Origin of the sequence: Mucilaginibacter lacusdianchii (genome assembly GCF_009770985.1) — a bacterium.
Classification (GTDB): domain Bacteria; phylum Bacteroidota; class Bacteroidia; order Sphingobacteriales; family Sphingobacteriaceae; genus Mucilaginibacter; species Mucilaginibacter lacusdianchii.
This window is the reverse complement of the sequence record NZ_WSRW01000003.1, coordinates 150,011-164,840: the sequence shown is the minus strand read 5'-3', so window position 1 is coordinate 164,840 and position 14,830 is coordinate 150,011. Positions and strand designations below refer to the sequence as shown.

At 41.4% G+C, this 14,830-nt stretch carries 7 protein-coding genes; 5 read left to right on the top strand and 2 right to left on the bottom strand.

Going from position 1 to position 14,830, the window contains the following annotated elements:
* Positions 1-70: 70 nt before the first annotated feature.
* Together GPM24_RS14285 and rhaT are read right to left on the bottom strand one after the other, a co-directional pair.
* The gene (locus tag GPM24_RS14285) at positions 71-2,191 is read right to left on the bottom strand and encodes a bifunctional aldolase/short-chain dehydrogenase (protein ID WP_158827483.1); all 2,121 of its coding nucleotides are present in this window, start codon (positions 2,189-2,191) and stop codon (positions 71-73) included.
* A gap of 26 nt (positions 2,192-2,217) precedes the next feature.
* Positions 2,218-3,300 carry an L-rhamnose/proton symporter RhaT gene (rhaT, locus tag GPM24_RS14280; RefSeq protein ID WP_158827482.1) on the bottom strand — a complete coding sequence of 361 codons (1,083 nt, stop codon included), beginning with the start codon at positions 3,298-3,300 and terminating at the stop codon, positions 2,218-2,220.
* A 192-nt stretch (positions 3,301-3,492) separates the two neighbouring features.
* Here rhaT and GPM24_RS14275 point away from each other — a divergent pair, with 192 nt between their 5' ends.
* From GPM24_RS14275 to GPM24_RS14255, 5 genes are all read left to right on the top strand, one after another.
* Positions 3,493-4,521 (top strand): GntR family transcriptional regulator, encoded by a 1,029-nt coding sequence (locus tag GPM24_RS14275; RefSeq protein ID WP_158827481.1) that lies wholly within the window; start codon positions 3,493-3,495, stop codon positions 4,519-4,521.
* Between the two features lie 765 nt (positions 4,522-5,286).
* The gene (locus GPM24_RS14270) at positions 5,287-8,499 is read left to right on the top strand and encodes a SusC/RagA family TonB-linked outer membrane protein (RefSeq protein ID WP_158827480.1); all 3,213 of its coding nucleotides are present in this window, start codon (positions 5,287-5,289) and stop codon (positions 8,497-8,499) included.
* Between the two features lie 5 nt (positions 8,500-8,504).
* A complete protein-coding gene (locus GPM24_RS14265) occupies positions 8,505-10,082 on the top strand; it encodes a SusD/RagB family nutrient-binding outer membrane lipoprotein (RefSeq protein ID WP_158827479.1) in 1,578 nt (525 codons plus the stop codon).
* Between the two features lie 74 nt (positions 10,083-10,156).
* A complete protein-coding gene (locus GPM24_RS14260) occupies positions 10,157-13,456 on the top strand; it encodes a VCBS repeat-containing protein (RefSeq protein ID WP_199269766.1) in 3,300 nt (1,099 codons plus the stop codon).
* Positions 13,453-14,796 carry a vanadium-dependent haloperoxidase gene (locus GPM24_RS14255; RefSeq protein ID WP_158827478.1) on the top strand — a complete coding sequence of 448 codons (1,344 nt, stop codon included), beginning with the start codon at positions 13,453-13,455 and terminating at the stop codon, positions 14,794-14,796. Before GPM24_RS14260 ends, GPM24_RS14255 begins: the two co-directional genes overlap by 4 nt.
* The last annotated feature ends 34 nt before the right edge of the window (positions 14,797-14,830 follow it).

Sequence of the window (14,830 nt, the reverse complement as noted above, 5' to 3'; positions counted from 1 at the left end):
AGTTCATATTAAAAGCTAATGCCTGTTATTACGAACTGCCAATTATGAACCATGAATTTATATTGACTGCTTATCGTACAAATCCGGCAGCAACCCCGCCGTCTACGTTAATCACGTTGCCGGTCGATTTATTCAGCAAGCCACCAGTGATGGCGAAGCAGGCATTGGCAATATCGTCTGGTAATATAATTTCGTTTAGCAAAGTACGTTTTGCGTAGTAAGCCGGCAACTCTTCAACGGTAACACCATAAGCTTTAGCACGACCTTCGGCCCAGCCGCCTGCCCAGATATTGCTGTCGCTGATTACCGCATCTGGGTTTACTACGTTAACCCGGATTTTGTCCGGACCTAATTCGGCAGCATTCAAACGGCTCAGGTGCAGTTGGGCAGCTTTGGCGCTACCATAGCCTGCGTTGTTTGGTCCGCTAACCAAAGCATTCTTGCTAACGATATTAATAATATCGCCACCAATAGCTTGCTTTTTCATGACTTCAACCGCGGCCTGGGTTACCAAAAACTGACCTTTTACTAATACATCATATAACAGATCCCAATCTTTTTCGGTATGGTCGGCAATGGTTTTGGAGATAGATAAACCGGCATTGTTCACCACAATATCTACCCCACCAAATGCTAATGCAGCTACGTTCATGGCTTCCTGTATCTGATCGGCTTTGGTTACATCTAATATAGCTGTAGCGTAAGAATCTTTACCGAATTTACCTTTAAATTCTTCGCCGGCACCTTCAAGGCGTTCGGCATTCATATCATTCAGGATAACTACGGCACCTTCTTCTACAAACTTTTTAGCGATAGCTTTACCAATACCACCGGCACTACCGGTAATTAAGGCCACACGACCGGACAAAGCTTTAGGTTTAGGCATGCGCTGCAGCTTTGCTTCTTCCAGCAACCAGTACTCAATGTCAAACGCTTCCTGACGTGGCAGCGAAGTATACTCAGAAATAGCCTCGGCACCTTTCATCACGTTGATAGCGTTGATATAAAACTCGGCAGCTACACGGGCGGTTTGTTTGTCTTTTGAGAAGGTAAACATACCCACACCCGGATACAGGATAACTACCGGATTAGCATCACGTATGCCCGGACTGTTATCATGTTTACAAGTGTTATAATAATCGGTATACATTTGGCGGTATTGCTCAAATGCAGGCGTAAGCTTTTCTTTTAAAGCGGTTACATCGCTCAAATCAGCATCGGTTGGTAAATCTAAAACCAACGGACTGATTTTGGTACGCAGAAAGTGATCCGGGCAGCTGGTTCCCATTGGCGCTAACCTCTCAAGGTCGTTGGAGTTGGTAAACTCCAGCACGCGGGCATCATCCGTAAAATGACCAATCATTCTGGTTTTGCTTGAGCAAAAACCGCGCAGTACCGGCGCTAAGGCAGCAGCCTGTTTTTTACGACTGGCTTCATCCAAGCTTTGTATTTTCTGTCCGCCAAACACCGGGCCTTTTTTACCATAGTTTTGTTCCAGGTACTCGGCGCATTGCTCAATTACTTCCAATGTGTTTACATAGCTTTCGTAAGCAGTATCGCCCCATGTAAATAAACCGTGCGAACCTAACATAATGCCACGGATACCGGGGTTACTGTCTAAACACTCGCGCAGTTGCAAACCTAAGTCGAAACCAGGGCGCTGCCAGTCAACCCAACCGATAGTACCACTAAACAGCTCTTCGGTAATTTTTTTACCGTCTTTTGCTGCAGCAATTGCTATGGCTGCATCAGGGTGCAGGTGATCAATGTGTTTAAAAGGCAAAAAGCCGTGCAAAGGGGTATCAATTGATGGCGCTTTAGAGTCTAGGTCGAAGATGCTGTGGTTAAACAGTTGCACCATTTCGTCTTCGTGCTCAATGCCACGGTAAACATTTTTAAGGCTGCGTAAACGGTCTACATATAAAGCGGCTAATCCGCTCTTTTTCAAAGTACCGATGTCGCCGCCGGAACCTTTGATCCACATTACCTCAACCTCGTTGCCGGTGAGCGGATCTTTGTCCATTACTTTGCATGATGTATTACCGCCGCCATAGTTAGTCAGGCGTAAATCGGCACCAAGCAAATTTGAACGATATATTAATAAAGCCACTTCATCACCAGCCAGTTCGGCCGCTTTGGCTTCATCCCACAAATAACTTACATGTTTAAATTCAAGTGTTTTAGATGACATTGTATTTAAGATTTTTTGATTACGAATTAAGGTTTAATAGAATTTCCGTATCCTACTATTAATACAGACAATATAATGGTGGCTATACCCACAACCACTGTAATTAACGATTTGCGGCTAACGCCTTTCCACTCTTTAAGCACCAGTCCCCATATATTGGCAATCAGGATGATGAACGCCATGTGCAATATCCATGAGCTTGGGCCATTACCTAAACGGCTCTCGCCCATTCCGTAGAAAAAGAACTGCAAGAACCAGGTTGTTCCGGCCAAGGCCGAGAACAGATAGTTTTTTAATAAAGGGGTTCTTTTGTCGGTATAGTTGCCAAAAGTTTTATTACGGGCATTTAAAAACATACACCATATAAAGTTGGTGGTCAGTCCGCCCCAAAGCACTACCACATAAGTAACGTTGTTTTGAAACAGAAACTCACCCTGACCAAGATTGGCCGCTTTCCATATGGCGTTGGCCTCGTTGGCCATATCTTTACCGGCATCAATACCAAAAGCAAAACAGGCACTTAATACACCTGATACTATGGCAACAAAAATGCCTAATCCGAATTTGTATTCGGTATTGCTGACACCAACGGCACCTAGCTTTGATAGTTCCCTTTCTTTCATAACACCTGCTCTGCCGCAAATGATAATGCCCAGTACGCATACTGCTATGCCCAGCAGCACCATCTGGCCCCAATGATTGTTCATCAACATACTGAAAGAATCTTTACCGGGCTGCGGATGAAGATCATAATAAAAGGATGGAATCAAGGAACCGAACACAGAGCAAAGACCTAATATGATAGAGCTACCCAAGGCTACTCCCAAATACCTAACACCCAGACCATAAGTTAGGCCGCCTACCCCCCACAGCAAGCCAAATATGTAAGTAAGTGTTAACACACTGCCACTGGTATGGCTAATGATTTCGCTAAAACCCGGGATGGTTAACCAAGCGGCAAGCGGCGGAACTATCAACCAAGAGAAGATGCCGCCAACAATCCAGAAGCTTTCCCAAGCCCAGCCTTTTACCTTTTTATATGGTATGTAAAAACTACCGGATGCAAAGCCGCCGATAAAGTGAAATATAACGCCAAGAACTGCTTCCATGAATTTAGGTACGATAAATGACAATTGGTATAAAGACGAAAGTATAAAAGCTGTATAATAAAGCTATCATGCACTGTCATGGTTAACCTGCCCTACACCCGCCTGCACCGGAAAACTTAATTTTAATGCAACGATAATTTTATTCTATTTTTACCAAAACGGTACCACACCGTTTGTAACCAATATTAAGCCATGCCGTCTCCTTTTTTAGAATATATTTATATTGATTATCATTCTTCTACGCCAAAATATTTGCAGCTCGCCAACTCAATCATAAAAGCTGTAAGAGATAATAAGCTTAGTAAGAACGACACAGTACCATCTATCAACGAGCTGAATTACAACTTTGAGCTTTCACGTGATACGGCCGAAAAGGCTTACAAACATTTAAAGGCAATAGGCATTTTAGGTTCGGTGCCTGGAAAAGGTTACTATATTAAAAGTACCGAATCGGTGCCTAAGTATAAAGTGTTCTTATTGTTCAATAAGCTAAGCGCTCATAAAAAAATCATTTATGATGCCTTGGTAGCGGGTTTAAATAATCAAGCCGCCATTGATCTTTACATTTACAACAACGATTTTTCGCTATTTAAAAAGTTCCTGGAAAATGCAGGAGATGATTACACGCATTATGTAATTATCGGTCATTTTATGGAAGGCGGAGAAAAAGCCCATGAAGTAATTAACCGGCTACCTAAAGAGAAGCTAATATTATTGGACAGACTTATTACCGGCGTGGAAGGTGAATATGCCGCAGTTTATGAAAATTTTGAACAAGACATTTTTAAGGCGCTGGAATACGCTTTGCCACAGCTGTCAAAATATAATACCATTAAATTAGCATTTCCGAAGCAGACCTATTTTCCAACCGAAATATTACAGGGATTTATGGCATTTTGTACCCAATACGCCTTTAATTACCAGATTATAAACGAACTGCAATCCGAACCTATAAGCGCCGGCGAAGTATTCATCACCCTAACCGAAGGTGATGTAGTAGCTTTAATTGAAAGAATATTACAAACAAAACTTATTGTAGGGCGAGATGTAGGCGTAATATCTTATAATGAAACACCTCTCAAAAAGATAATACTTAACGGACTAACTACCATATCTACAGATTTTCAGAAAATGGGCGATATAACAGCAAAGCTCATTTTAAATAATGAACGCAAGCATATCGAAAACCCTTTTCATTTAATAAGCCGGGCGTCTCTTTAAATCGTTTCCCCTTTTGATTTGAAATTGACCAATCTTGAACGAAACCCATTTTAAAATAAATTACTCAAAAATAACACACATTTATTACATAATTCCTAAACGAAAGATATTATTTTTAAAAATTCAGTCAAATTAAACGAGCTTTATTTTAATTTTAGGAGTAATAAACTACAAAAAAAAGCAACTTTTAATAAAATTGCTCAAATATACTCGCAAAAGTTGAAACTTTATAGAAAAAAGCCAGCTAAAACATTTTAGTACCGTAAAAAGCGCCTTTTTTGTAAAAACTTTTTAATTTTTTTTAAAAGATATTTTGTTTTCATAAACTATTTCATTTACTTAGACTAATGTAGATGCAGAATTACAATCAGCACTTACAACCAAAATTTAGCCTTTAGTACGTACGGATGAAGTGTAAACGATAATTGCAGACAGTTAAAAATCCTGAGTTATTATTATACACGATCAAAAATATATGCAGAATCACATATGAATAGATTTTATACGCATCCTATTACTGTTCCGTATTTACACAACTCCATTGATAACGGTTTGCAACGTTGTTATAATTCAATTTTTACTAAACCATTTATTCTGATAAGTAAACCTCACCAAACGCTTACCAAACCTATTTTATATGAATAAAACCTAACTTAAAATTATGCATAGGTAACGCTCCGGGCAGCAACCTTTTGCAAAGCCTTAGTTGGCCCCTCGCTACTAAAAAACATTTGATTAAAGTCATTAACACACTAATGTATAAGTATGAAATTTACCAAGCCCCTAAAAGGTGAAAAGGACAGGTTTAACCTACCTAAATTCTCCTTCGCTCAAAAATTGTTATTAGCCGGCACCTTGGTCATAAGCCTGGATGCTACGGCAGCAACAGTAACCAAGTACAAGCCAGAGTCACCTGCTCATACGGCCTCGGCACTAACCTTCAACCATATATTTGCCGATGTAAAAGTTACAGGTAAAGTAGTTGATGAAAACGGCCAGGCATTGCCCGGTGTATCTATAAAAGTAAAAGGCCGGCCAACAGGCACGGTAACCAATATAGATGGTAATTTTACCATCGATGCTCCAGAAGGCGCTACCCTGGTAGTAACTTATGTAGGTTATGCTGCGCAGGAAATTCCAACCAACGGCAAAACTGAAATTACTATTAAACTTACGCCATCATCGAGCGCATTAAGCGAAGTAGTGGTAACGGCCTTGGGTATTAAAAAAGACCAAAAAAAATTAGGCTATTCTGTTTCGACCGTAAATGGCAATGATTTGAACCAAGCCCGCGAGTCTAACGTTGCTTTATCATTAGAGGGCCGCGTAGCTGGTTTAAGCGTTGGCGCATCAAACGGCGGTCCAGGCTCATCTGCCCGTGTGTTACTTCGCGGTTTAACCAGCTTCACTGCAGGTTCGCCTTTGTATGTAATTAACGGTGTACCATTAGATAACACACAACGCGGTTCAGCAAATGAATGGGGCGGTGCAGATTATGGCGACGGTATTTCAAACATCAACCCAGATGACATTGAATCAATGACCGTTCTAAAAGGTCAATCGGCATCAGCGCTATATGGTTCAAGAGCGGCAAACGGCGTAATTTTGATTACTACTAAATCAGGCAAAAAGAATTCAGGTTTCGGTGTTGAATTTAATACCAACTTCCAGTTTGATAAACCGGTTGACAATACTGATTTTCAACAAGTTTATGGGCAGGGTCAAAACGGAACTAAACCAGGAACTGCAGCAGAAGCATTACTTACAGGTAATTTAGCCTGGGGGCCGAAAATGGATGGTTCACAAGTGATTCAGTTCAACGGTCAAACTTATGCTTACTCACCTGTTAAAGATAATTATATTTCTTTTTATAGGACAGCACCTAGCTATACCAACACTGTATCATTAACCAATGGAGGGGAAAACGGCAGTTTCCGTTTATCGTTATCAAATTTACGTGCCAATTCTATTGTACCAAATAGTTATCTGGACAGAAAAACGTTCAATTTTAACGGTCAACAATCTGTTACTAAAAAATTAGACATTACTGTTATAGCTAATTACCTGATTGAAAAAGGCAAAAACAGATCAGCGCTAAGTGACGGTCCTGGTAATCCTAATAACGTTCAGTTCTTAGCACCCAATGAGGACCAGAGCATTTTAGCTAACAGCCGTACTGCTACTGGCAGGGAACAAAGTTTCACTAACGATACTTATGTAACCAACCCGTATTTTGCAGCTTACGAGTTTCAGAACAATACCATCAGAAAACGTTTAATCTCGTCATTAGCGGCTAAATACAATTTCACCAAGTGGTTATATGCCCAAGCACGTTTAGGTTACGATAATATCAATGATACTCGTACCAGTATTGAACCAACAGGTACAGCCTATCGTAACGACAATGGAGCATTAACATTGTATAATACTGAAACTACAGAGTTCAACGCCGATGCTTTAATTAACGCTAAGCATGACATCATTAAAGATTGGTTGAATTTGGATTTGAGCGTTGGTGGAAACATTCGTCAAAGTAAATATGATGGTTTGATTACCTCTGGTAACGGTGGGTTTATTATTCCGTACTTTTATACAATAACCAACTTTGCAAGCCGTTCAGTACGTACTTTAGACAATGGCGTATACCAAAACAAGCATGTTAATTCTGCTTACTATTCCGCAGATTTTTCTATCAAAGATTATTTGGTATTAAGCACTACTGGACGTTATGATACTTACAGCAGTATTTCAAGTTCAGTAGGTCGGGGCATCTTTTCTCCGTCCGTGTCTGGAAGTTTCATCTTTTCAGACCTATTACATCTGAAGAATGTAGATTTCGGAAAGTTCAGATTATCATACGCTCAAACCAGCAATGACGCTGCTGCTTATGCAAATCAAGTGTATTACTCTGTAAACAACTCTATCAATGGGGTTCCGGCAGGCGGGTTCGGCACACAGCTACCTAACTTATTTTTAAAACCGTTTACATTAAAAGAAGTAGAAGCGGGTGTAGAGATGAAGTTTTGGGGTGATAGATTAGGTTTTGACGTAGCTTTATTTTCACGTAAAACCAATAATGAAATCATTAACACCAACATTGACCCATCAACTGGTTACAATAATCAGTACTTAGGTACAGGTTCTACGCAAAACCGAGGTGTGGAGTTAGAGATTCATGGAACGCCGGTGAAAGTATCAGGCTTTAGCTGGACACCATCGTTTAACTTTACTTATGTAAAAAATAAGATTTTACAAACAGATCCAAAGACCAATGCTAACGTAGCTTTCGGTACCTATCGTCCACAAAATGCTTCTACTGCTTTAATTGTAGGGATGTCTGGTCCGCAGATATTAGCTTACGACTACGCACGTAATGCTGCCGGACAAGTAATAGTTGATGCAGCTGGCATTCCTGTACAAGGTGCGCTTAAACCAATGGGATCAACTATCCCAAAAGTTTATGGCGGTTTAAACAACTCATTCAACTATAAACAATTCAATTTATCATTCTTAACTGACTACCGTTTTGGTAACAAAATCTTGTCGGCTACTAACTACTACAGCATTCTGCGTGGCTTAAACCAAATGACGCTTGACGGCCGTGAAGGTGGTGTGATTACGCCAAACTCTGTTAAAGCTGATGGTTCAGGAAACACAACTGCTGTACTTGCTCAAACTTACTACCAAGAGTTAGCACGTCGTATCTCAGGACTAGATGTATTAGATGGAAGCTTTATCAAACTTCGTCAGGTTACATTTGGATACAACTTGCCAAGAAATATTTTGGCCCGTACACCATTCAGCGGTATCAACGTATCATTTGTTGCACGTAACCTGTGGACTATCATGAAACACACAGACAACATTGACCCAGAATCAGGCTTCTCAAATGATGTAAGATACGCAGGTATTGAAGGTACCAGCTTACCACAAACCAGAACTTATGGTTTCAACGTAAACTTTAAATTCAAAAATTAAAAGACATGAAAAAACGTTTAATATACGGTTGGCTGATTGCAGGCGCTACGTTAGCAACAAGCTGTACTAAAAACTTTGATAAGGTCAATACTGATCCATATAAAGCTACTGCCGAAAACTTCAACCCTAATTTTTTGGTATCACAAGCACAGATACAGTTTTCACAAACTGGCTATGATCAATTGCTTTTCCAAAGCATGTGGGTGCAAAGTTTAGCTTCAACATTTGATTATTATGCTAACGGTGATAAGTATGTATTAAGAGGCAGCGGAACCGGTTATTACAACCGTACCTGGAATCGAGCCTACGGTGCTTTGACTTTCATAGACGAGATGAAAAACCTAATTCAGGGAAAGGCTGAATATGGTAACCTGGATGCCTGTGGAACCATATTACGGGTAATGTTTATACAACGCGTTACAGATTTATATGGCGATGTCCCTTATTCTCAAGAAGGACAAGCTAAATCTGGCAACGTTACCCCTGTATTTGACAAACAACAGGATATTTACAAAGCCATGTTGTCGCAGCTGGAAACAGCCACTGCAGCTTTAGATCCAAGTAAAGCAGGACCAACGTCAGATTTGTTTTACGGTGGTGATGTTGCCAAATGGAAACGTTTAGGTTACTCATTAATGCTGAAAGCAGCAATGCGCCTTACTAAAGTAGATCCTGCTACTGCCAAAACTTATGCCGAAAAAGCTTATGCAGGTGGCACGATGACCAGCATTGCTGATAACGCTAAAGTATTAACAGACTATGCAAATGGTAACGGTAACTCTAACACTGATGCCTTGTTAGTTCCGGACGATTTTAGAGAAGTACGTTGGGGTAAAACACTGATTGATTTTATGAAATCATCAACCGACCCTCGTGTAAGTGCTATTGCCGAAATTTCAAACGGAACCGGCAAAGCAGCTAATGAAACACTTGCACCCGGAAATAACACCTATGCCCTACAAGTTGGTATGCCTAACGGTTATGATTTGAACGGCGGTGCTACTGATATTTCAAAAGCGCCTAACTATCCGGGTGCCAGCGGCGACGCTCCTGTAGGTAAATACTCTCGTCCACGGTTTGCTGTTTATGATGACCGTAGCGCTGTTAACGTCATCTATACCTACGGCGAAAGTGAACTTTTGTTAGCTGAAGCTGCCACCAGAGGATGGAACACCGGCTCTGCCACCACCCACTATGCAAATGCCTTAGCCGCTGATATGAAATCATTAGCGCAGTTGAACAATACAGCACAAGCTGTAGTTGACGATGCAAGCATTAACACTTATGTAGCAGCACATCCATTAATTGCAGCCACAGCCTTACAGCAAATTAATATGGAGTACTATGTGGTAACTTCAACTACATTCAACTTCAACGAAACATTTGCCAACTGGAGAAGATCAGGTTATCCGGTATTAACGCCGGTAACTTATCAGGGTCAATACTTAAGCGGCTCTGTTCCAAGAAGAATGCCTTATCCTATTACTCTGCCGCAAACCAATAGCGCCAATTACCAGGCAGCTGTTACCAGCATGGGCGGCAAAGATGATTTTGCTACCCGCGTTTGGTGGGATAAGCAATAATTGCTAACTTACCACAAAAGTACAGTACGATATCGTACTGTACTTTTGCTTTATAACCTAATTTAATTTTACTCATGTTTACTGATAGCCGCTTAATTGCTAACAAGCATTTTTTGGTTTTTCTGTTAGTGTGCCTCGTATTTACATCATCTATACAAGCACAACAGCCATTATTTAAATTGCTGACAGAGAAAGAAACGGACATCAAATTTGTAAACGCGATAAACGAAACTGAAAAGCTTAACGTACTCTCGTACGAATACTTTTACAACGGCGGCGGCGTTGCAGCAGGCGACATCAACAATGATGGCCTTACCGACTTGTTTTTTACCGCCAACATGCAATCCTGCAAACTATACCTTAACCAAGGTCACCTAAAATTTAAAGACATTACCAAACAGGCCTGCCCGGCATTATTTATCCGTGCAGACGGCTGGAAAACCGGCGTTACCATGGCCGACGTCAACGGCGATGGACTGCTCGACATTTACGTTTGCTACTCTGGCAAGGCTGATCCGGATAAGCGCCGCAACCAGTTATTTATTAACAACGGCAATCTTACTTTTACCGAAAAGGCTACGGAATATGGCTTAGACGACCCAGGATATGGCACACAAGCCGCATTTTTGGATTACGATCATGACGGCGACTTAGATATGTTTTTGCTAAATCATAATGTCAAAAAAATTGACAACATGGAGTTTGCCAAATACAAAAATGAAACTGATGAATATGCAGGCAATAAATTATTCGAAAACGCCGGCAATCATTTTACCAACGTTTCTAAAAAAGCCGGCATTATTCAAAACCCCTTAACTTTTGGTCTGGGCATTGCCATAGCCGATATTAATCTAGACGGCTGGCCCGACGTTTATGTAACTAATGACTATAACGAACCCGACTATATATACATTAACAACCACAACGGCACTTTTACCGAACTTTCTAAACAATATGTGAGGCACATGTCTCATTTCTCGATGGGTGTTGACATTGCCGACTTCAACAATGACGGCTATCCTGATATTTTGACCCTAGATATGTTGCCGCGTGATAATCACCGGCAAAAATCATTACAACTCGAAGAAAACTACGAGTCTTTTGAGCTAATGCAGCAACAAGATTTGTATAAACAATACATGCGCAACATGTTGCAATTGAATAACGGCAACAATACCTTCAGCGAAATTGCGCAACTGGCTGGTGTTTCCAACACCGATTGGAGCTGGTGCCCCTTAATAGCCGATTTTGACAACGACGGTTATAAAGACATTTTTATCAGCAATGGGTATTTGCGCGATTATACCAACAAAGACTTTTTAAGATATTGGGGCGATTACAAAATCAAAAAAGCGATGGACCGTGAGCCTTATCTGCTGATGGATTTAGTACAGGCCATGCCATCCACTACCCTGCCCAACTATATTTTTCAGAACAATCACAACCTAACTTTTACCAATAAGCAAACAGAATGGGGCTTAGGTAAAGCCAGTATTTCGGCCGGTGCCATATATGCTGATTTAGACAACGACGGCGACCTGGATTTGGTGGTTAATAATATCAACGAACCCGCATCCGTTTACCAAAATCAAGCACATGATGTGTTAGGTAGTACCTACATCAGCCTAAAACTTAAAGGCAATAATAAAAACACACAAGCTCTCGGTAGCAAAATATATGTTTACGCGGGTAGTAACACCCAATACCAGGAAGTGAACCCGGCACGCGGCTACCTTTCGGCCGTAAGCACCCAGGCCGTTTTTGGCTTAGGCAAAATTGCTGTGGTTGATTCCATCAAGATCATCTGGCCCGACAATCAGGTTCAGGTAATAAAACAGGTGCCAGCCAATCAGCTATTAGAAATCACTTACAAGCCAGGCGGCACTAATAACGAGTTAAAACAAGCTAAACCGTTATTCACCTCTACACAACCTTTTATTAATTATCAAGCTCCGGAAGATGCCATAAACGATTTCAAACGACAGTTGCTGATGCTGTTTATGTACTCCAAAACCACACCAGTTATAGCTAAAGCGGATGTAAATAAAGACGGATTGGAAGACTTATACATTAGCGGAGGTAATCAGCAACAAGGCAGTATTTACCTGCAACAACCCGGTGGTAAGTTTGCAAGCGCACATCTAGAAACCGGTAAACCATCAGCAGGCTCTGTATCAGCCGCAGTTTTTTTTGATGCCAACGGCGACGGGTATCCCGATCTGTATTTGGCTAAGGGTGGTTATGGTTTATACGATGCCGACAGCGACAACCTACAGGATGAACTTTACATCAACAACGGCAAGGGCCGGTTTAACCTCATCACCACAGCCCTGCCAGCTGTAAACGCCAGCAGCAAAGGCTGCGTCAGTCCGTGTGATTTTGATAAAGACGGTGACATTGACCTGTTTGTTGGCGGCCGTGTTGTTCCGGGTAAATATCCGCTTGCACCAAAAAGCTATTTGTTGTTAAATGATGGCAAAGGAAAATTCAGTTCGGTTGAGGTTCCATTTGCTGAAGTGGGTATGATTACCGATGCCAAATGGGTAGACCTCGACAAAGACGGCCGGAAAGACCTGATTATATGCGGCGAAATGATGCCGATAAAGGTTTACATCAATAGCATAAACGGTTTTAAAGATCAAACCGGCAGTTACTTTACAACTGCCCAAAATGGCTTCTGGAACACCATTGCCCTTGCAGATATAAACAACGATGGACAAGAAGATATCATTGCAGGCAATTTAGGTTGCAACTCGGTGATCCAGGCATCTGCTCAAGAACCTGCCGATATGTATTTTGCCGATTTTGATGGTAATGGTTCTATCGATCCCTTTTTTAGCTTTTACATGCAAGGCAAAAGCTACCCATTTGTAAGCCGCGACGAGCTGAATGAGCAAATGTACCCTATGCGCCGTAAGTTTACTTCTTACAAAGCCTATGCTGATGCCGCCGTGCAAGACATTATACCAGCCGACAAGCTGGAGAAAGCGACTCACCTAGTTGCAAACGAAGTAAATACTTGTGTCTTTTTAAATCAAAACGGAAAGTTTGTAAAAAACACCCTTCCAACAGAAGCACAATTTTCGATGGTAAGCAAAGTTGTAGCACAGGATTTTGATCATGATAAGCAAACCGACCTTTTACTGATGGGCAACCATACCGATAATCGTTTGAAGATTGGCAGCATTGACGCCAACTACGGCTGTTTATTAAAAGGTGATGGCAAAGGCAATTTTACTTATGTAAGTCAGCAGGTTAGTGGTTTAAATATTAAAGGAGATGTAAAGTCGGCTGTAGAAATTACCATCAGCGGCACAAAATATTTATTGATTGGGATATCGGGCGAACCCCTTATGTTTTACAAGGAGCCATGAAAAGATTAATTATTGTCATACTGTTTTGTATAGTTGCATTGAAGCCAGGATTTGCCCTTTCGGCCAAAAATGTTCCCGAGCATTTATCTATGCAGCGTCCATTAAATGCTATATCGCTGGTGATGATGCATGATGTCATAAGTCCACCGGTTGCGGGCCGCTATTATGCCTATGTGATGCTGGGCGCTTACCAGATTGTATCGGCTTACAACACAAGCATGCCCGATGCCTCTCAGTTCACTAAAAGCTATCGCACTACACTTGAAAAAAACAAATATAAGGGTGCAGATTATCAAATTGCAGCCGCATATTGCGTGCTGGAAGCCGGAAAACAGTTGTTACCCTCGGGCTATACTTTGCAGGAAGAGCAAGACAAGTATATCGCTTTGCTGAAAAAGCAAAAGGTTAAAGATGAGGTGATTCAGCAATCGATTTCTGAAGCTACTGACATGGCCAACCAGGTAGTAGCCTATGCTAAAACCGACAATTATTTTGGTTTGAGTACTAAACTACGCTACACGCCTATTAAAGGCGAAGCTTACTGGTACCCCACCCCTCCCACCTATATGGAAGCGGTAGAACCCAATTGGGCAACCCTCAAACCGTTGATGATTGACTCGGGTGGGCAATTTAAGCCCAAACCGGCTGTACCGTTTAGTAAAGAAACAGGCAGTGAGTTTTACAAAATTGCCAACGAGGTTTACACCACCGCCAAAACAGCAACGCCCGAACAAATTAACATTGCAAATTTTTGGGAGTGTAATCCGTTTACGGTAGTTACCTCTGGCCACATGATGATTGGATTTAAAAAACTTAGTCCCGGTGGCCATTGGATGAATATTGCGTTAATTGCCGCTGCAAAAGCTAATCTTAATTTCGACCAAACAATTGAGTTGCTAACGCTTGAGGCCGCCACACTGATGGATTCTTTTATCTGCTGCTGGAAAGAAAAATATACCAGCAATCGTATTCGGCCCGAAACTTATATAAACCGTTACATTGATTTGAAGTGGACGCCGCTTTTACAAACGCCGCCGTTTCCAGATTATACGAGCGGGCATAGTATCATTTCCAGCGCATCTGCCGAGGTACTGACTTATTTGCTGGGTGATAATTTTTCTTATACTGATGACTCGGAAGTACCTTATGATGTGCAGCCGCGTAACTTTACATCATTCAGGCAAGCTGCGCAAGAAGCAGGCATTTCTCGCTTATATGGCGGCATCCATTTTCGCGATTCGATTGAGAACGGTTATGAGCAAGGCGAACGCATTGCACAATACATTCTTGCCGCTATCACCAAGGCTGGCATAAAGCCTCTTAAAAATACCCAATATTAGTACTACCAAATACAGCTACTCTAATCCCAATCTG